Origin of the sequence: Aminobacter anthyllidis (assembly GCF_018555685.1) — a bacterium.
Taxonomy (GTDB): Bacteria; Pseudomonadota; Alphaproteobacteria; order Rhizobiales; family Rhizobiaceae; genus Aminobacter; species Aminobacter anthyllidis.
Map to the genome: position 1 here is coordinate 103,681 of NZ_JAFLWW010000012.1, position 17,569 is coordinate 121,249.

General features: G+C 60.0%; 20 protein-coding genes. 7 read left to right on the plus strand and 13 right to left on the minus strand.

Annotated elements, in window-relative coordinates:
• Positions 1–3: 3 nt before the first annotated feature.
• From J1C56_RS28725 to J1C56_RS28745, 5 genes are read right to left on the minus strand one after another with little or no spacing between them, the layout of a single operon-like run.
• Positions 4–843 carry a hypothetical protein gene (locus J1C56_RS28725; protein ID WP_246592082.1) on the minus strand — a complete coding sequence of 280 codons (840 nt, stop codon included), beginning with the start codon at positions 841–843 and terminating at the stop codon, positions 4–6.
• Between the two features lie 56 nt (positions 844–899).
• The gene (locus J1C56_RS28730) at positions 900–3,311 is read right to left on the minus strand and encodes a VirB4 family type IV secretion/conjugal transfer ATPase (protein WP_214393436.1); all 2,412 of its coding nucleotides are present in this window, start codon (positions 3,309–3,311) and stop codon (positions 900–902) included.
• A 2-nt stretch (positions 3,312–3,313) separates the two neighbouring features.
• Positions 3,314–3,622, minus strand: a complete 309-nt coding sequence (locus J1C56_RS28735; RefSeq protein ID WP_214393378.1) for a VirB3 family type IV secretion system protein — start codon at positions 3,620–3,622, stop codon at positions 3,314–3,316.
• Positions 3,623–3,627: 5 nt separating this feature from the next.
• Complete coding sequence (locus J1C56_RS28740; protein WP_081709609.1) at positions 3,628–3,936, minus strand: TrbC/VirB2 family type IV secretion system protein; 309 nt, start codon at positions 3,934–3,936, stop codon at positions 3,628–3,630.
• 12 nt (positions 3,937–3,948) lie between these two features.
• On the minus strand, positions 3,949–4,803 hold the full coding sequence (locus J1C56_RS28745) for a lytic transglycosylase domain-containing protein (RefSeq protein WP_214393437.1): 855 nt from the start codon (positions 4,801–4,803) through the stop codon (positions 3,949–3,951).
• An 89-nt stretch (positions 4,804–4,892) separates the two neighbouring features.
• Here J1C56_RS28745 and J1C56_RS28750 point away from each other — a divergent pair, with 89 nt between their 5' ends.
• Together J1C56_RS28750 and J1C56_RS28755 are read left to right on the plus strand one after the other, a co-directional pair.
• Positions 4,893–5,432, plus strand: coding sequence for a hypothetical protein (locus J1C56_RS28750; RefSeq protein ID WP_214393379.1), 540 nt, complete (start codon positions 4,893–4,895; stop codon positions 5,430–5,432).
• The gene (locus J1C56_RS28755; RefSeq protein WP_214393380.1) at positions 5,432–6,031 is read left to right on the plus strand and encodes a thermonuclease family protein; all 600 of its coding nucleotides are present in this window, start codon (positions 5,432–5,434) and stop codon (positions 6,029–6,031) included. The genes J1C56_RS28750 and J1C56_RS28755 overlap by 1 nt, the downstream gene beginning before the upstream one ends.
• Here J1C56_RS28755 and J1C56_RS28760 read toward each other — a convergent pair.
• From J1C56_RS28760 to J1C56_RS28770, 3 genes are all read right to left on the minus strand, one after another.
• A complete protein-coding gene (locus tag J1C56_RS28760; RefSeq protein WP_214393381.1) occupies positions 5,988–6,272 on the minus strand; it encodes a hypothetical protein in 285 nt (94 codons plus the stop codon). The two genes, J1C56_RS28755 and J1C56_RS28760, sit on opposite strands and share 44 nt — an antisense overlap.
• A gap of 254 nt (positions 6,273–6,526) precedes the next feature.
• Positions 6,527–7,765 carry a DUF1173 family protein gene (locus J1C56_RS28765; RefSeq protein WP_214393382.1) on the minus strand — a complete coding sequence of 413 codons (1,239 nt, stop codon included), beginning with the start codon at positions 7,763–7,765 and terminating at the stop codon, positions 6,527–6,529.
• Between the two features lie 316 nt (positions 7,766–8,081).
• Positions 8,082–8,426, minus strand: coding sequence for a hypothetical protein (locus tag J1C56_RS28770; protein ID WP_056567658.1), 345 nt, complete (start codon positions 8,424–8,426; stop codon positions 8,082–8,084).
• Positions 8,427–9,156: 730 nt separating this feature from the next.
• Here J1C56_RS28770 and J1C56_RS28775 point away from each other — a divergent pair.
• A complete protein-coding gene (locus J1C56_RS28775) occupies positions 9,157–9,621 on the plus strand; it encodes a helix-turn-helix domain-containing protein (protein ID WP_027054613.1) in 465 nt (154 codons plus the stop codon).
• 129 nt (positions 9,622–9,750) lie between these two features.
• The gene (locus J1C56_RS28780) at positions 9,751–10,083 is read left to right on the plus strand and encodes a hypothetical protein (RefSeq protein ID WP_244493984.1); all 333 of its coding nucleotides are present in this window, start codon (positions 9,751–9,753) and stop codon (positions 10,081–10,083) included.
• Between the two features lie 43 nt (positions 10,084–10,126).
• Here J1C56_RS28780 and J1C56_RS28785 read toward each other — a convergent pair whose 3' ends face one another.
• From J1C56_RS28785 to J1C56_RS28800, 4 genes are all read right to left on the minus strand, one after another.
• Positions 10,127–10,825 (minus strand): transglycosylase SLT domain-containing protein, encoded by a 699-nt coding sequence (locus J1C56_RS28785; RefSeq protein WP_051355418.1) that lies wholly within the window; start codon positions 10,823–10,825, stop codon positions 10,127–10,129.
• Between the two features lies 1 nt (position 10,826).
• On the minus strand, positions 10,827–11,336 hold the full coding sequence (locus tag J1C56_RS28790) for a hypothetical protein (RefSeq protein WP_214393383.1): 510 nt from the start codon (positions 11,334–11,336) through the stop codon (positions 10,827–10,829).
• A gap of 59 nt (positions 11,337–11,395) precedes the next feature.
• Positions 11,396–12,349 (minus strand): IS481 family transposase, encoded by a 954-nt coding sequence (locus tag J1C56_RS28795; RefSeq protein WP_214392401.1) that lies wholly within the window; start codon positions 12,347–12,349, stop codon positions 11,396–11,398.
• A gap of 84 nt (positions 12,350–12,433) precedes the next feature.
• Positions 12,434–12,853, minus strand: a complete 420-nt coding sequence (locus J1C56_RS28800; RefSeq protein WP_246592086.1) for a hypothetical protein — start codon at positions 12,851–12,853, stop codon at positions 12,434–12,436.
• A 214-nt stretch (positions 12,854–13,067) separates the two neighbouring features.
• On the opposite strand from J1C56_RS28800, the gene J1C56_RS28805 reads away from it, so the two are divergent.
• Both J1C56_RS28805 and J1C56_RS28810 read left to right on the plus strand, forming a co-directional pair.
• On the plus strand, positions 13,068–14,162 hold the full coding sequence (locus J1C56_RS28805; RefSeq protein WP_214393385.1) for an acyltransferase family protein: 1,095 nt from the start codon (positions 13,068–13,070) through the stop codon (positions 14,160–14,162).
• Entirely contained in the window at positions 14,159–14,437 is a 279-nt protein-coding gene (locus J1C56_RS28810; protein WP_214393386.1) for a hypothetical protein, read from the plus strand. The genes J1C56_RS28805 and J1C56_RS28810 overlap by 4 nt, the downstream gene beginning before the upstream one ends.
• A 475-nt stretch (positions 14,438–14,912) precedes the next feature.
• On the opposite strand, the gene J1C56_RS33145 is transcribed toward J1C56_RS28810, so the two are convergent.
• Positions 14,913–15,251, minus strand: a complete 339-nt coding sequence (locus J1C56_RS33145; protein WP_246592087.1) for a hypothetical protein — start codon at positions 15,249–15,251, stop codon at positions 14,913–14,915.
• A gap of 1,409 nt (positions 15,252–16,660) precedes the next feature.
• Between J1C56_RS33145 and J1C56_RS28820 the strand changes: the two genes are divergently transcribed.
• Complete coding sequence (locus J1C56_RS28820; protein ID WP_214393387.1) at positions 16,661–17,398, plus strand: helix-turn-helix transcriptional regulator; 738 nt, start codon at positions 16,661–16,663, stop codon at positions 17,396–17,398.
• Positions 17,399–17,569: the final 171 nt, after the last annotated feature.

Consider the following 17,569-nt stretch of genomic DNA (forward strand, 5'->3'; position numbering starts at 1 on the left):
CTCCTATTGAGCCTGATATTGCTTGACAGCCGACATCAGTTCGTCGGTCGTCATGGTGACGGGGGCGCTGGTCGCGTCCCTTTGGATTTGCGTAAGCATGGGCGATACGTTTTCAACCGTGTCGGTCGTGCGCGGCGCCGGGCATGCGCTGTCCGTCGACGAGCAGCATGGGTTGCCGGCTTTGCCGATGCCGCTCGAACCCCCGGGGCAGCTCATCGCGCCACCGGAGCCAGGCGGCGGGCCCGAGCCCGGCGGCGGGGACGCGGGAGGGGGCACCACCAGGCCGGAGGTTCCGCGGCTCGTCAGTGTGGCAGTGCCGATGTTTCGCACGTTGAAAGCTTGGGCGAAGAACCCGGTTGCCTGGATCACCTCGTTGAAGGTCAGCCCGCCTTGGGCGCGGATTGCGCTGTTGCGGTCGAAGGCTTCCATGACCGTTTTGTCGGTCCCGACATCCTGCCCCATGGTCTCGAGGACCTGCCTATTGGGGACCACGGTCGACATGCTGCCGTTCATGCCGCCGAGAACCTGACCGGTGCTGTCGAGCAGGCTCCTTTCACCGGCATTGCCGCCGACGGCGCCCGACCCCGACCCGGTCGAGGCGAACGCCGAAGAACCCTTGATGTCAGGATTGGCCTGTTCCAAGGACGCCCGGCCACTCGCCGGATCGACCGAAGCCTTCGGGCTCTTCACGTTCTGCGCCTTTTTCGGCGTCGTTACCGAGCAATTGACGCCCTGCGTGGCGGACTTCGTATCCTCCTGGATGAGCTTGATCTGAACCTTGTCGGCCTTGTCCTCGGTCCGCTGCGACAAGATCGGGCTGTCAGAAACCGGCACGGCCGCCATGGCCGTCGATCCCGCGAAAATCGTCACAAGGGCGGCCATCGCGCCTATAATGGTCTTCATTCCGGGTCCCTCCCAAGAAAGATTGGCAACCAGACCTGCGGATCGTCGCCGACGCGCGCGCGCAGCGCGTCGAGCTCCTGAACCGTCTCAATTCGACCGGAGAGGATCTTGATCGCGTCAGGCATCGCGCCCAGATTGAGGCGCGCAATGACGCTGTCCTGATCATGCTTGATCAGGAATTTGCGGGCTTCGGGCGGGGTTTCGCGGATCCATTTGATCTCGCGCTCCGACAGCCCGAACGCCCTGTGCGATTCCTCGTCGGCCTTCGGGTTGGGGAAAAAGATATTGGTCGGCGTCTGTTCGATCAGCGTGTTGGCGATCGACGACTTCACGATATCCGCCGCTGACTGCGTGCCGAAGCCAATGATGCCATTCAGCTTACGAATGGTTTTCAGCTTGTCCTTGATGAAGTAGCTGAAAATATCATTGTCCAGCAGCTTCCAGCCCTCATCGAGGAAGATCATGACCGGTTGCCCATCAAGCAGCTCCTCAATGCGATGGAAGATATAGAGCAAGGCTGCCGTGCTGGTCGTTGCGTCGCTCAACACGCTGGTCATGTCGAAGCCGAAAATGGACGACATCGAAAATGAGTCTTCCGCGTTATTGAACAACCAACCGCGCTGATCCGGCCTCATCCATGGCTGCAAGCGCGAATAGAGATCGTCATCGCCGGCGCGCATCGCACCGCGCAACAGCTCGGCAAACTCCTCCATTGTTCGACCTTCGGGCGGCGCGCTCGCCACCTGGACGATTGCGTTGCGGATGACTTGCTCCTCGCGCGTCGAGTGGGCGTGTCCGTCGGCTCGACGCAGCATGAAGCTGAAAAGCTGGAACAGAAATTCCCGATTGCGCGGCGTATCGGGCAAGCGCAGCGGATTGAAGCCGGAAGGCTCACCGGCCTTCAGAACCTCATAGCGGCCGCCAAGCGACCGCACGAAGATATCCAGGCCACGGTCCTTGTCGATCATAACCAGCTTGGGCCGCGGCGTGATGCGCTGCGCCTGTGCGGCAAGAAAGCCGAGCAGCACCGTTTTGCCCGAGCCCGAGGGACCATTCAGGGTGAAGTTGCCGAGGTCGCGAACATGGAAGTTGAAGAAGTAGGCAGTTTGCGACGTCGTCTCGAGGACGCTTATCGGCGTTCCCCAATGAACCCCGCCAATCCGGCCGCTCGGATAGTTATGGAAGGCCGAGAAGCCCGCCATGTTCTTCGATGAGATCATGGACTTGCGCGCCACATAAGCGAAATTGCCGGGCAGGGTGGCCCAGAACGCTGGTTCGCAATTCAGGTCCTCGCGAACCCATAGCGCGGACACCTCGGTCAGCGCCGTGCCGACATCGGTCACGCAGCGCGCCACGTCATCCATGGTTTTCCCAAGGCACAGCACCGTCAGATGATGCAAGCCATAGAGCGCTTCCGAGGACAGAAGCTCATCGCGTGCTTCCCCGAGCTGATCGGCGACGATCGAGCCGGCTTCATCCGACATGTCGATCTTGCGCCCAACCCGCTCCATCTGGGTGAGCGCCTGGGGCTTGTCGATGATTGCGAAGGATTGCGTGACGATGAATTCGTGCGGCACCTTCAGCATGGGGTTGAGCATCCCCGGTCCCGTAATGGAGGGGTATTCGCCCACAGAAATGATGGCGCCGTATCGCGATTCGCCAGGGAACGCCCCGCGAATTTCGAGGGCATTCGGGCCGAAGAACAGCCGCTTCGTCGCCAGCGCCTCCGCGAGCTTCATGCGCGGCAGTGCCATCGGCCGCGGAAATCCGCCATTGACAAGCTGCACCAGGAATTCCAGCGGCTCGGAATGCCAAACATCATTGCGCTTGACGGCGCCGAGTACCCGCGCACCATACGCCTGCAGGCTCTCTCGGACAGCTTTCATCACGTCCGTCAGTTCGATCAGCGCCCGCTCCTCGCTCGAAGTTCGACCGTCCGCCGCCCTGCGTCCCAAAAGCTTGCGGAGCACAAGATCCGCCGTCCCGACCGTGCCCTGCAACTCGCGCCGCACGATCGTCAGGTAGATGTCGTTCACAAACATGCGCTGCGTGCGCAGGGCCGCCGTATAGCGCTGATCCAGCTCTTGGCAGAACTTGTTCTCGAAGCTCGACTCGATCGCCGGCTTCACCTCGCAGCGCACGATATGCGAGTAGATCGCATAGCGGGAATTCGCCAACCCCCGAATGAGATCGTTGCGGCCGAGCAGGCGCGAATTGATCTCGGCGATATCGATCGTCTCGAAGCACAATCCGCTCATGTGAACGAAGGACATCAACATGCCGTCCTGCGTCTTGATCACCTCGTCGGACACATGCCGCGAATAGGGTATGTGGGCCGAAACCGGATTCTCCCGACGAGATACGGCCCCGAAACTCAGTTCATCACGAAGAGCCCGTGCGATCGCCACGGTCACACCCGATAGCTGCGCGCGCCCCAGAAGCTGGCGCTCCGGGGCGGCATCTTCCGTGAACGGATGAACATGATCTCGATGAACATGGGATCGCGCATGATCGCGATCCTGGCAACCGCATAGAGCGGCACGCAGATAGAGAGCATGACCAGATTATGGGTTGCAAGGAACACGACCGCGGTCAGCACGCCGATGAACCCCGCAAGCTCGTAGGGGATGCCGAGCACCGTCGGCGCTCGGGTCAAGCCCTTGACGAGCGGAGTGATCAACAATTTGGGCTCGCCAGGATCGATCGGGCCGTCTGCCATCGCCATCACCTGCCGACCGCGGATTGAAAGAATTCGACGATCTGGGCCGAGCCGAAGACCAGGACGATGCCCAAAACCCAACTTCCGGCCACAAACCAGGACAGGCGTGCCGCCCAGGCCATGAAGCCCATGAAAATGCAAAACAGAACCGCCAAGGCCGTGGCGATCGGCCCGGTCAAGGTCTGCACCAACGTCTGCAAAGTGCTTTGCACCGGCTGGAGATTTCCGCCCCCGGCCATGGCCTGCGTCGCCAGCACCATGAGCGGCATCGCCACACCAGTGCTGCGTGCAGCAATCGTCTTCAACAAGGTCATCAAAGCTTCTCCTCAGTCAAAGTTTTGCACCATCCCGCCCTGCCAGACCGGCGCCGTCGCTTCTCGAGCCGTCGTCGTGCTGCCATTGCGGGAGTTGCTGCGGGATAGGTCATTTCGTTGATCCGCTGCGCCGGCCGCAGCCTGTTGAACGCCGGCCAGATCGGGGCTCGCGGCGCCGGCGGGCATCACTGCTTCGGACCCGGCCGATGGCCATTGGTAGAAATCATTGATGACGTTGGCGACGTAACCGACCGTCTCGGAGTAGGGCGGCACGCCCTTATATTTGAGAACCGCGACCTCGCCGGCATTGTACGCGGCGAGCATGTATATCGGGTTCGGAAATTTGCGATGCAGATCCCGTAGAAAGCCGATCCCACCTTTCACATTATCCGCGGGATCGCAGATATTGACACCGTAGCTTGCTGCCGTGGATGGCAGAAGCTGCATCAGGCCATAGGCCCCTTTGGGCGATAGCGCGCCCGTATTGAAACGACTTTCGGCCCGTGCAACCGCGACAATGAGCGGCGGGGCAAAGCCTTGCTGGCGCGCGATCGTTTCGACGATCCGCTGTCCTTCTTCCTTCGACAGGGCAGCGACGCCGGGGCAGGGGTTGTCAGCCTTGGTCGATGTCACCGGAGCGGCCGCGCCGTCAACGCCTCCTGGCGCGCCGATCCGCTGCACGTCTTGGCTCTCAACCTGATAGGCCGGCATCACCCGGCCATTCGCATCGACGGCAGCATTAACGATGCGCGTGGCAGGTGCCGTAACGCGGTCCTGGAATCTTTGCGAGGCTTCCTGCGCAAACGTCCCTTGGCACATCACCAGGATCGCACACGCTGCCAGTACCGCTTTGCGGAATCGAATCACCAAGATAATCCTGCGCCGTTGCCGATTTTGCGATATCGAATTAATACAATGATTCGATGAACTGCAATCGCGAAATTGAGGCAGACACAATGAAAATGATCGGAGTTCTTCCCCTTGTGGCGTTTTTGCCGACCTTGGCGGCTCTGTCGGCGGCCCCGGCCCATGCCGATGACTTCGGCTGCAAGGTCTTGCTGTGCATCCTAAACCCTCAGGGTTGGGCGAGCGTCGGGGAATGTGTGCCCCCGGTCGAGCGCGCTTTCCGTATGGTCGCGCATGGGCAGCCCTGGCCTCAGTGCCCCGAGGCCGGCAGTTCCGGTCGTATCGGATATGAGAAATTCAAACCCTGCCCGGACGGCACGATCGCCGTCTCGCCCGAGACGGAATCGAGCGGGAGCGACAACAGCTCTCGCTCACAAACTGTCTACAAGCCCGACAGCAACGGCGCTTTCTGTGCTCTGCGGAATGCGACGAATGCCTCTTGGGACACTTACCCGAGAGGGTCGGGCTCCGGCACGCATCCCATATCCTCCGTGACGCGGCGCGAGCAGCGGACGGAGCCAAACTATCTCGATCTCACGACGACCGACGGCAAACAGCGCTTCTGGTTCGATCTGAGCAGGTATCAATAATGAAGCCTGGCTTCTCAGCCGTTGGCCTTCTCGCGGCCGTCCTCGCCTGTGTTCCGGCACTGGCCGAGGACAAACCCAATCCCTGGTTTACGATCCCCGCCACAGCATCTTTCAGCACCGGGGACACCTGGACCTATGCCGGCGAGACCCACCGTCTCTACGGTGTTCAAGCCTGCTTGCGAGGCACTTATTTCACAAATGGGGCAGGGGGGCGTGTCGATTGCGGCGATGCAAGCCTTGCCATGCTCGTCTCTCTCATCCGGGATCTCAAACCTCAGTGCTACACGGCCGCCTGGCAGGCCGCGACCAAAACGCGCTTCGTTGTTTGCGTCGCACAGCCTACTTCAGGATCCGCGGCCGGTTCTCGCATCGATCTCGGCACGGCGCTGATCTCGACCGGCTGGGCGTTCGCGGCCGTGACTCCGAACGGCGCTCCGGTCCATGCTCCCTATATCGTCGCGCAGGAGGTCGCTAAAAAGCAGCACCTTGGCCTGTGGCAGTTTGCCGACGTGCCCGATCCGAATGCCATCATCCTCCGCGATATCCGAAACGCATCTAACCAGGCTGGTCAGTCTTCGAATCCGCCTGCAAATCGATAACCGGTCCCCGGCGCGCCGGATCATACTGTACAGTCTGCAGAGACCATCGCCGGATCACGAACGCGACGGCCAGCGCAATCGCCGAAATCGAGCCAAGAAAAATAGCCGCGATCAGCCCCGGCTCTCGCCAAAACGATAGACTGTCCCACTGGTTCAGAAGCCGGGCGCCGGACAGCACCAAAATCAGGATTGTTGCGATGACAATGCCCGTTCCCGGATCCATGTCGAATTTCTTCAGCATCGCTTTCTCCTTTTCACACTCCCGGGTCACGGCCCCGATCAACGGTCGCTTCTAGCGCAAACACCGGCGCCAGGCGCAAGCCCCAGGCTCAGCTTGCCCCGTGAGTGCGCCAGCCGGCGCCTGCGCTTCGTCGCTCTCACGGACTCTCGCCAACCGCATCCAATCAGTGCCGTCATCTGGCCTTTCGCTTGTTCACCATTTCTATTTCCTGGCTGGGTCCAATTACTGCGGCTGCCTCGCATCACTTCCGCTTTTCAGTTGTTCCGTCGATATTCCAAAGCCTGCCTGCCAGGCGGAGCCGAAAGCCGCTGCTGTTTGCCCGGTAGCGCCGGCCGGGGGCCGCTTGCGTCCCAGCGCCAGGTCTCGAGCTCGCAGCTTGAAATCAGATGGTCGAATTCCGCCCGTACCGCCTCCTTGGCATCGTGCGGTACGACAAAAAGCGCGGTTCCCTGTTGGTCAACGTCCGTCAGAAGACCGAAGGCCATCGGCGCTGCCGGCAGCACGTTGTAGCGCAACGTTTTCACAAATCGCCGATGCTCCCCGGTCAGGACCTCGATCAATTCCTTTTCGTCGTTGTGTTGAAACGGAATCCAATTTTCCGTCACGTTCATAAAGCCGATTTCGTCGATCGACAGAAGGCCGGACGGCATCTGCGTGACCGTTGCGATGGTGATCAGGTGCGAATTTTCGTGCAGTCGCCAGAGGTCGAATTCCGCTGCAAAGCGCTTCGGCACAGTCTTGAACATTTTCTCATCCATGAAGAGCGGCGCGTCGGGCATATGCTTGATCGACAGCTTGCCGCCAAACCGGGCGGGATCCAGCGATTTCACAATGCCGATCACGATCTTCCTGTGCTTCGCCATAGCTGCCGCGGCGAAAGCCCGCTCCCGATCCGCTGCCAGGCGATCCTTGTGCTCAGGCGAGTACATTGCCGGCATAAACAGCAGTTCGCGCAACTGGAACTTCTGGCTCGACTTTGCATCGGCCGCGCCCCAGAGAAATGTCCGAACCAACCCCCAATTTCTTTTTCCCACAAAGCCGGGCGCCATTAACGTCAGTTCCGCCTCTTCCCAGAGATAATCAAGCAAGCCTCGCAGCGTGAGCTTTTTCGGATCGGCTTTTACGGTGTGGTGCGAAGTCCCCTCGCCGGATGGGCCCTGCCGCGCCTTGCCTTGTGTCAGTGCAAAGGCCAGCTTCAGCCGCGCGGCCTCCGATGCAGGATCCTCAATGATCGCTTGACCCAGGACCTCCGCCTTTCCCGACAGTGCAAGAGGCAGTTCATAGCGATCACAGTCTACCGCATGGTCCTTGCCGGTGTTCGGCATGCGCTTGACGATCAATTCCTCGCCGACAGCGGCAATGTACATCGGCACTCCGGGATGTTGACACAAACACAAGACACGGGCCTGCTTGTCGCGCGCCTGACGCAAGAGCGTCTGAATTTCCGGATGCTGTGGGCCAACCGTGCGACCCAGAATAGCAAAGTCACTCATAAGGATGCCATCCGACCTTAGATCGTGCACCCTATGATTAAATCATTGAATCGATATCTCATTCAACCCCCTTTGGCTTCAACGATGCATCCCATGGATTGACGTGGTTAAGCCTGGGCCGTCGCGGCGTCAGGGCGATCGTCCATTCCACCGCCATCGCTTTCCCTCCGAACAAAGCGACGCTCATGGACTACGCGGGCCTAACATGCAAAAGCGTGCAATCATTTGCGTTACCTATCAGGCAGGTCGCAGACCTGTTGAAACAGGCGGACGGCATGTGCGCGAGATTGAGCGGTTCCTGGCGCGGTTGGGACTGTTAGAGTTTGAAGCGGCCAAGGCGCCGATCGTTGAGGCGGTACTGCCAGATGAGGTTCGGATCCTTGGGGTTGACGCCGGATGTCGACCAGGCGGAGCGCTCCAACTTTGCAGCGTCATGCAAGGGAAGATCGTCATCACAGCGCGACGGCTGTAACGACGAGCGAAGACGATAATAACGTCCGAGTTTGCGCGTCAGAAACGCGATGACACAGACGGCGGCGAGGGACAGGATCAAGAAAGCAGTGGAAAAGCTGAGCAAGCGAAGGCCGGCTTCCTGATCGGGCAGGGCGAAGAAAGCGAGCACGCCGCCGGCGAAAATTGCGAACGCGAACCTGATGAACATGACAGAGAGCCTCGGTTTTCCAAGTCGATCGTTATAATATCACGGATCGCGCGTCATTATAATGATCAATAGAGATAGGATGGGCCGCTCATGGATCAAGCGTTTATCGACGGCTGGGGGCATGGTGTCGCTTTTGGGGACCCCGGCTTCAGAGTGCGGCGTATTCCCCGGCGCCTTTTCCAGCTCGAACCGGGATAGAGATTGGATCCTCGCCGACTCCGCAGGGGCTAAGCATTGCGGCCCGTTAGAGTAATTGGCAGATGCGAATCATGTCTGCGCAGCCCGCCTAATACCGTCACATAGCCGGGAAATCATCCACGCTCTTGAAGCAGCGGCGTCGAGGTTTCGCTTCTGGTCGCTCTGCACCAGGTCACTCGAAATGGGATGGGGCAACGATTGCAGGGCCAGCCCGTCGCGGGGGAAGAGAGAACAAGGTTGTCCCTCCGGATCAGGCATTACACGACAATTTCATAAGTCGGATGACCAGGCCATCCAAACCGGATCATTTAATTATTCATTTCCCACAGGGCGTGCAGATCGAAATGCTATCGTGCCCTCGAATGAATTTGCGGTGGCCAAAAGCTATACGCCTCACTTTGAGGGAGGTATGGGGGAGGATGCCGCGACACTTTAATGGGGCAATGTGTCATCGGTTCGGCTGCCAACCTAACCACTAGACATTTTACAGAAAATAGCGGTCATATTCCGCCCGATAAGCGGGAGTGCAGCTGTGCCGATATTTAAAAACAAGACAGAAGACAGCGATGGCTGGCTTTCGATCCTGCTCGCACTGCGTCTTCGCCAAATCGAGAACGAGTACCCCGACTATGCGAGTTTTGCCGACGCCACTGGGCTCTCACGTGGCACGCTCTACCAGTTGCGGGCGGGGAAGGGGAACCCGACGTTAGTTACTCTTGAGCGGCTGGCACGGCATCTGAAGGTGCCGGTGTGGACGCTGATCGGTCGGCCTGGTGACGACGACAGTGTGAAGCGGGACATCGAGACGTTCGGCTTTAACTTCAACGAGATTGCGCGGCATATTGAGGCCACGCGTGCTGTGAAGCGCTCCATGACTGAGTTTAGTGGTGTGCTTCCTTTGAAAGAGGCAGCCAACCCCGCTGGGGCAACCTCCGAGAAGAAGCGGCTACCTCCGGCCAAAAAGGGACGCAGGGCCAGTAGCATACGAGTAAAGTAGAAGCTGCTAAACAATGAGCGTAGATTTATTTGCTACGATAGGCAGAAAATCTATTTTATATTTCTTTGACAGATATCACAGAATCCAGCAGCGTCGATGCGATGGCATCCTTTTGCTGAAGGGTTCACGATGCAAGCGAATATCTGGCAAGTCGCAGGAGACGACGCGCTCTATAAGGAGGCGGCAGCGTTCGTCGATTGCCACCCGAAACCATGGGTGGAAGAGGTTTCGGAGTTTCTGCGGAAGAAAGGCAAGCCCGAGACGATCACGTTGGTGATCGGACAGTTCATCGTGGCGGCTCTGTTCGAAGGCCGACACGCGGATCTGTTGTACTGGTCGCTGGTTGCGGCCGAAGTGAACTGCGTTGCGATGGAGCAATGGCCAGATGATGTGCGACAGGAGCTGGCGAGTCATCTGAAACGGGGATTTGGCAAGCTCTCGTCGCGAAATCTCTCCCATTGAAGGCTGCGCCCCGACGGCGCGGCCTCAAATAAGGGAGACGGGGTCACACCTGACCAGAGGCAACGTTGATGTCGCTGCCGGCGGGACCGGGAGCGGATGAAGCGAGTTTTGTGTCACCACCGTTAGGCGTCGGAAAGTCGCCTGGTCCCAGTTGGCAGACCGCTTGCGCGCCGCATCCCTGAGGAATGGATTGGCCGGCCGAATTGAGGCCGGCGTAGCGGCGGTTTACGTCGTTCGTCCAGTTACGGCGCTGGCTTTCAGTGCTGCCGTTGTAACGATCGGCGAGACAGCGAATATCTGACGTGCCGCCGCATGAGTTGACAGCATCGCGAAGCGTCATTACGCCGCCTTCAATGTTTTCGGACAAGATACCCCGATCCATTCCGTAGGCGCGACCGGTCGCCCCCGTAAGCTGCATCGGTCCAAGAACGCCACTGAAGGAGCCGGCACATGCTGACATCGCGCCTTCGTGGGCGGACACGGCAAGAGCGAGCTTGGGATCAACGCCATACTTGGTGGCGGCGTCTACAATCATATTGGCGATGTTCGGGTTGCGCTCCATCATCTCTTGCGTGGACGGATAGCTCGGCAGACCCGCTCCGTTCGTACAAAGAGAACGCAAGGTGGTTTTGTCATGGAGGTCGCAAGAACTTGCATCCTGATCGAAGGAATTCGCTTGCGCAACACGCGCTTGTCCAACGACCAGGAGCGCGGAGAGGAGTATTGGGAAGGGACGCAGCATCTTACTTCCCCGGGCAGAAATTAAAGATGGAGCCATTGATGGAGAGCGCGTCGCTGGATGGGCGCGTAATCTTCATCGGCGTGATGACCGGGGAGCTGCTGCCACGCTCTGTACATGAGGCTTGGAACGCATCGTCTGCATGACGGGTGCCTGCTATCTTGCAGGTGCTTGCGCCGACGGTGATTGCGTCGCCGTCGAACTCGGCAAGTTCGAGAGCACCGACGCCTTGGTCGAGATCGGAACATGTGTGCGTGGACGCTACATATGATCCCTGCGGAGCCTTGAGCGGATCAAGTGCTTGCGCGATTGCCGGCGAGATCAAGACGGCTAGAGTCGCGAAGATTGTCCGGCTGGCCATGGCAGATCTCCGGAACATCATCCCGCCGTGGCCGCCGGCAGGAGCCGCGGTCAAGGCCGCGCATCGCGCGCCGTCAGGGAAGCATTGATCCGTTGGCGATGGCCGGTGGCAGGCTGGTGTCCTGAATAACGTCAGGTTCTCCATGTCGATCATGATTGCACTCCTTCCGAATATCGAGGTTGCCGGAAACACACCGGCCATCGCGGCTTCCTCTAGGTGTGGAGCCTCAACAGGTTGTCCTCGGTCAAGGCGAGGCGGCTGATAGGCGTTTTTGATTTTAGGCTGCCATGTGGGCGATGCCAATTGTATCTGTGCAGCCAGACGGGCAGTTCGGCGGCACGGTGATCGGATGTCGGATAGGCTATGGCGTAGGCCCATTCGCGCAGCGCCGTCTGGATGAATCGCTCGGCCTTGCCATTGGTCTTGGGCGTATAGGGCCTTGTGGTGACGTGCTTGAGGCCGAGATCGCGGCAGGCGTTGGCGAAAGCCTTCGATCTGTAGCAGGAGCCGTTGTCGGTCATGACGCGGGCTATGGTGACGCCGAGGCTGGCGTAATAGGCCACCGCCGCCTTGAGGAAAGCGATGGCGCTCTCCTTTTTCTCGTCGGGCAGGATTTGCGAGAAAGCGATACGGGAAGCATCGTCGATGCAGACATGGACGAACTCCCAGCCAGCGCCGCGCGACTTGCCCTTTTGCGGATCGCCGGTGATGCGATGGCCGACTTGGCTGAAACGTCCGAGCTTCTTGATGTCGATATGGATCATCTCGCCGGGATGCTCGCGCTCATAGCGTCGGATCGGTTCGGCCGGCTCGATATCCCTGAGCCGCGACAGCCCGGCACGCCTGAGAACCCGGCTTACGGTGGCAGGCGAGACGCCGACCTCCATGGCGATGTGCTTGCCGGTCAGCCGTAGGCGGCGCAAGGCGACGATGCGCTCGGCCACTGCCTGTTCGGTCATGTCCGGCATGACGTTGGGCCGTGACGAACGGTCGGCCATGCCGTCACGACCTGCGGCCTTGTAGCGCTCGGTCCAACGCGCCACGATCTTGGCCGACACGCCATACATCCGCGCCGCATGGGCTTTGGAAAAACCGCCTTCTATCACCGCCAGCGCCATCTCCTCTCGACGCAGCGGCGTGAGACGGGCATTCTTGTGGATGTTCATTCGGACCCTCCGCTGAGTGCTGAAGCCTGGTAACTCCAGTCTCCTCGGTTCGGTCCGAATGGACAACCTCCTGAAAGCTCACATCTAGGGTTGCGGGACAGGGACCCGGAATTGGCATTCCTGGGCGATTTCACCTTGGAATACGATGCCGGCGCGAATGCTTTTGGCCTGAACATCATATGCACCCATCGCACCATTCCGAGTGAGGTCGGGGCGGACGTTGTTCGGTTGCGCGCCATATTCGATGAAACAGCCGGAGCCGGCGTCAGCGACCGTGGATCGGCCATTCTGATAGATCGCCAAGCGCATGGGGCATCGCTTCAGTGTGGCATTGCCGACAGGATCGGTGCGGATCGGCGAGCAGCCGGTGAGCGTGTGCAGGACCGAGAGGACGACGGTTTTGGTCGGGCTGCGAACGACGATGTGACTCTCGGAAGCCGGCGCGTTGGCGACCGCAAAGCGCGTATCGCCTTTGGCCACGTAGGCGTCGTTGTTCTTCTTCAATCGGTCGGCCCATAGGGCGGCGTAGGGCACCGCTTCCGAGTTCGGGAGCTCGAGATCGGCATAGGCGACGGCGCGCCAGGCATTCGGATCATGCGTGAGCGACTGGGCCGAAGCGTGGGGCGCCAATGTAAGGGCAGCCGCGACTGCGACAAATGTCAGGCGTGCATGCATTCCTTGCCTCGCTTCTGTGCCCTATGATTAAATCAATGTTGTGATGATTGTCGAGCGTGATATTTGGATGGGACAAAAAGCCCGCCTATCGGGCCTGGATGAATTGCGAGGCCTGGCGATCGGGCTGGTGGTGCTGTCGCATGTCGGGCCGGTCTTCGGAGAAGGCGGGACGGTCGCCGCTCTGCTGTTTGCGCCGGCGTGGAGCGTCGGGGTCGACCTGTTCTTTGTGATTTCCGGCCTGGTGGTGGAACGCTCATTGCGAAGCCTGCGGCATGAGCGCGGTGCGCTCGAGGCGGCCTCCGCCTTCTATGTCAGGCGTGCCATGCGGATCGTGCCGCTGGCCTGGTGCGTCGGCGCCATCCTCTCGATCGGGTTGATCATCCCGGGAAGCGGCGTTGAGCCTGCAGACGCGAAGGCGGCATTCGCCTTCATCTCGAATGCGCATTGGGCGCCCTGTTTCGGGGGCGCCGCAGGGTGCGGGAACGCCTTTGCGTTCGCGCCATTCTGGTCGGTCGCCGCCGAGGTGCAATTCTATCTGCTGGCTCCGCTCCTGGTGTTCCTGCTACCCCGGCGTGCGCTTGTCGCGCTGGCCGGGCTCGTCCTCGTGGTAGGGGTGTTCACGCTGCGGCCATGGGGCGGGACGCTTTGGACGTTTCGTATCGATGCAGTCGCGGTCGGGCTGGCGATCGGCGCAATCATGGGGACGAGCGCATGGCCGCGTCTGACGGAACACCTGCGGGCGATCGGCAACATCGAAGCGGCGTTCTGGATGACGGTCGGGGCCTTCATGCTGGCGATCTTACCGCCGGCGACACATGGCGTGGCGACTGCCGCACTGGCGCTGATGTGCGGGTGGCTCGTGACAAGGGCGACCTTGCGGAATGGTTCTGTGAACTGGCAGGGGCGGATGCTGCGCCGCTTGGGAGGCATCTCCTATGCCCTCTATCTGATCCATCTGCCGGTGCTGGCGCTGTTCAACTGGTCGCTTGGCCAATTCCTGGACGCTCCGGCGACGGCAACGCTCTCGATCGCGGTCGCGATCGGGCTGTCTCATGGGCTGACGGTGGCAATCGGAGATCCGCTCCGCCAGCTCGGCCGCCAATGGTCAAATCGAACAGTCCGGGAGGTGTCGCCGTGACGGAAGAAAATCGTCAGTGGTCGCTTGGTGGTGAAGATGTCGATCAAATTCCGCGAGGAGCGAGGGCGCTGGCGGAGCAGCTATTGACCGAGACCGACGGCGATGCCGTGGCAGCGCTCGTCGCGGCATGCTGCGTCATTGGAGCCATGCGCTCGGCCGTATCGAGGGGTATGGTCCGCAACGGATCGCCGTCAGGGGTCGATATCGCGCAAGTGCTGGACGTGTTCGTGCGAAGCGAGCTCCCAGCAGAAGAGCAGAACCTGACCGGTAGATGACTTACCCCGGAATGCTGGATGCACGATATCCGCAGTTTGATCTTCGTGGGCGACCGTCAGCAATGCCATGCACTGACACTGATTTCGCCAGGAAAGAAATTGAACTAAAGCCTTGCGAAACGCTTTGGCCGAACGACAGGATCGATCTCGCATATGGAAGCATGATTTTTCGGCCGGAGGTGAGCGATGCGGCTTCCATGCGTGAAGGTCGCCATGACTGCTGGCGCGACCACACGCAATACGCTCGAAGTCGCCGAAGACGGTCGGCGCAATCTTCGAACTGGGATCTGCACGAAGAGACGCGGTGGTGAATTGGCACGCTGCGTGAGGACACATCCGGACCGTCGTAAAAGCCCCTCGCAGCGTATCTCTCATACGCCCGCGGACAATCTTGCCGACGCCGGCGCCGTTGGTTTGGCCGTCGGCTTCTGTACGCATCTGGCCAGCCGACACGCGGCAGTGTGACGGCCGCCGCTTAGTAGCGGTCGCCGAACCATCCCTTGCTCTTGGGCGGCGAGGGTTCCTGGTAAGCCCACGGGACAGACTTGTAGGACGGCCTCGGGTCTTGGACGCGCCAAGCCTTCTGCCAGTAGTAGAAATTGAGGGGTACTCGGGCGAGCACGCGACCATCGGCAGACAGGAGGTCGGAAGCGCAGGCGACGACGGGGCCGTCGTAAAATTGCACGCGGCCAGTATAGCCGTTGAGCGCTCCGGGCCGGCAGGCAAAGACGCGAACGCCTGCAGCGATCGTGTCCGGGGCTTCCGCGGGGACGGAGATCGTCTTGACGCCTTCCTTGGTGATGAGCGTGCGCACAGGCACGGAGCTCCAATGCGAGCGGCGCAAGGCGTTATTCGCCTGAGCTTCGGTTGGGTAGCCGGCTCGTCGGGTAATGACCGGCGGGAAGCGCCCCCAGTCTGGCGCATATTCTTGCCGGCTGCGACTGACCCGATCAGGCTTCCAATAGGAGTCCGTAGCCGAAACGGGGCCGGCCGAATGTGAAGCATCCGTCACTCGCTCGGCGCAACCGGCGAGCAAGGCCGCGGATGCGACGAGGTGGAGGATGTGACGAAAAGAACGCATATCGTGCTCGGGGGTCATGGGTTTGCAGGTGAGAATTTCCGGCGAAGTCAAGGCATCTGGAAGGTGCTGGCCCAAATGCCGCGATGGGTTTTGCGAGACTGACGCTCGATCTGGGCGTGAAGGGGATGCGACGATCGAGATCATCGGGGAGGGTGACGGCTACGCCTGCTTTCAGCCTTTCGCCGGCGACGTCGGCCATTTCGCTGGTTGCACAACGCGCGACGATGACAGCTGCGTCTTTCCGGACCGGCAAGCAGACAAGCCGTTTTTTCAAGGTGGCGGTTACGAGCCATGCCATGGCGACAACGCCACAAGGCAACGCCTGCTTTCCCAGCGTCGCGGTCTGGCCCAGGTCGCAGCCGTCGACGCCGCGATAGGTGCACGAAGCAAAAGTTGATTGCTGGTCCCCATGGATCACTCCTCTTCAGATTCATTGAGTCAGTAAACTATCTTGCGAATCGCTGTGCAAGTGTCTCTGACTCATATCCCGCGAGGGGAGGACGGTGCTCGTATCCGGATCCGCGCCCGATGGGCCGGGTAGGGCCTCGGTGTCGAGTTGACGCGGGGCCATCAGGCAATCGATACTCTGAATGCGCGCTATGCCGCGGCGGTCGCAGCGGCATCCGCTGGACGAACTCAGCGGCTTCGTGGGCGGCCTTGCCTGATATCGCTGCGAGCCTTTCGAAGCCGCTGTTCGAGCGCTAAATAGCGAGCCGTAATCGAGTTCAGCTTTGTAAAAAACTGCCTGCTCTGCGCAGGGTTGCCCGGCGCAGGCGGGGGGAAGAAAGCGAAAAGAGCTTCCCGATCAGCGTCTAATTGTTTTAGCTCCGAGCAGAGACGGCAAATTTCGTGGTCGTCCGTTGCGGAACGCTGATGTGATGCACGGCGGTTGCCACGTGTGGAGTTAGTCTGCCGAGCCACATCGTTTGACGAAAGTAAAATCGTATCCAAGGCGTTACCTCCACGCCGGGTTGTGGTCATCCAATCTGGAATAATGCGGGTTGCAACCTATGTATACTGGCGGCTTTGCCTGTCACTTTTGACAGGTCGTGAGACGCTTGAATCCAGCGAGGAGCAACCTAGTTCGATAGCCGCGCGAATGGCCTGGAGAGGCGCGTCGATAGTAAGGAGGTAAGCTGGATATGGCGAAATTTGACTCAAATTTTCACGACATGACGGAGGGTATTCGAGCAGTTGCCTCTCCTGCGGAGGCAGCGGACCTTCTGAACACAATCGTCGAAAGTTACGGCCTTGAGACGGCGGCCTTTCTTACCGTCAGGCCGGTTTACGAGGAACCGAGCAAGCCCTTCTATGTGACCACCTATTCGCCTGACTGGGTGAAACGCTACATCGAGAAGGATTTTTTCGACATCGATCCCGTGCTTCGCTATGGGCTGCGTGCTGTGACATTGGTTGATTGGAAGGAGATCGACCTATCGGACAAGGCCGTGCGCACGTTCTTTGGTGAAGCGAGGGAACATGGTGTCGGGAAGCATGGCATCACGTTCCCGGTTAGGGGTGTCAACGGCGACCGCGGCATTCTGAGCCTGACGAGCAACGAGAACGCAGCGGCGTGGCAGGCGTTTCTCAAATCCGAGGTTCGCGACTTCCAGCATCTCTCCGGCGAATTTCACAATGCTATCGGTCGAATCCAAGGAAGGCCACGCCATCAGGCGGTCTGCTCCGATAGAGAGATCGAATGCCTGAAATGGTACGCGAGGGGAGAGAAGGTCAAACGGACCGCAGAGATACTGTCGCTATCCCCGCGCACGGTGCGATTTCATCTTGATCTGGCACGGGCCAAGCTTGGTGCCAAAAGCTTGGCCCATGCGGTTGCGATCGCGGCAGAGCGCGGCCTTTTCTTTCAAAGACTGTTCTGATCGGTAGCCAAGCGCTCCGCGAGAAGCCGGCGGCAAAACTCGTTCCGTTTCGTGAAGCTGGGAATGCTAGAACGACTGGATCATGGGGAAAGAAGGGAGGCGTATCTGGACAATCTGATCCGGAAAGGCACCGCGACGCTCTGAGGGTAGAATGCTGGCCAAACCAAGTGC

What these genes read in the sequence shown, in the direction of transcription:
- J1C56_RS28725 (WP_246592082.1), bottom strand. Translation starts at nt 843, where the DNA reads ATGGCGGCCGTGCCGGTTTCTGACAGCCCGATCTTGTCGCAGCGGACC.
- J1C56_RS28735 (WP_214393378.1), bottom strand. Translation starts at nt 3,622, where the DNA reads ATGGCAGACGGCCCGATCGATCCTGGCGAGCCCAAATTGTTGATCACT.
- J1C56_RS28740 (WP_081709609.1), bottom strand. Translation starts at nt 3,936, where the DNA reads ATGACCTTGTTGAAGACGATTGCTGCACGCAGCACTGGTGTGGCGATG.
- J1C56_RS28750 (WP_214393379.1), top strand. Translation starts at nt 4,893, where the DNA reads ATGAAAATGATCGGAGTTCTTCCCCTTGTGGCGTTTTTGCCGACCTTG.
- J1C56_RS28755 (WP_214393380.1), top strand. Translation starts at nt 5,432, where the DNA reads ATGAAGCCTGGCTTCTCAGCCGTTGGCCTTCTCGCGGCCGTCCTCGCC.
- J1C56_RS28760 (WP_214393381.1), bottom strand. Translation starts at nt 6,272, where the DNA reads ATGCTGAAGAAATTCGACATGGATCCGGGAACGGGCATTGTCATCGCA.
- J1C56_RS28765 (WP_214393382.1), bottom strand. Translation starts at nt 7,765, where the DNA reads ATGAGTGACTTTGCTATTCTGGGTCGCACGGTTGGCCCACAGCATCCG.
- J1C56_RS28770 (WP_056567658.1), bottom strand. Translation starts at nt 8,426, where the DNA reads ATGTTCATCAGGTTCGCGTTCGCAATTTTCGCCGGCGGCGTGCTCGCT.
- J1C56_RS28780 (WP_244493984.1), top strand. Translation starts at nt 9,751, where the DNA reads ATGCAAGCGAATATCTGGCAAGTCGCAGGAGACGACGCGCTCTATAAG.
- J1C56_RS28785 (WP_051355418.1), bottom strand. Translation starts at nt 10,825, where the DNA reads ATGCTGCGTCCCTTCCCAATACTCCTCTCCGCGCTCCTGGTCGTTGGA.
- J1C56_RS28790 (WP_214393383.1), bottom strand. Translation starts at nt 11,336, where the DNA reads ATGATCGACATGGAGAACCTGACGTTATTCAGGACACCAGCCTGCCAC.
- J1C56_RS28795 (WP_214392401.1), bottom strand. Translation starts at nt 12,349, where the DNA reads ATGAACATCCACAAGAATGCCCGTCTCACGCCGCTGCGTCGAGAGGAG.
- J1C56_RS28805 (WP_214393385.1), top strand. Translation starts at nt 13,068, where the DNA reads ATGATTGTCGAGCGTGATATTTGGATGGGACAAAAAGCCCGCCTATCG.
- J1C56_RS28820 (WP_214393387.1), top strand. Translation starts at nt 16,661, where the DNA reads ATGGCGAAATTTGACTCAAATTTTCACGACATGACGGAGGGTATTCGA.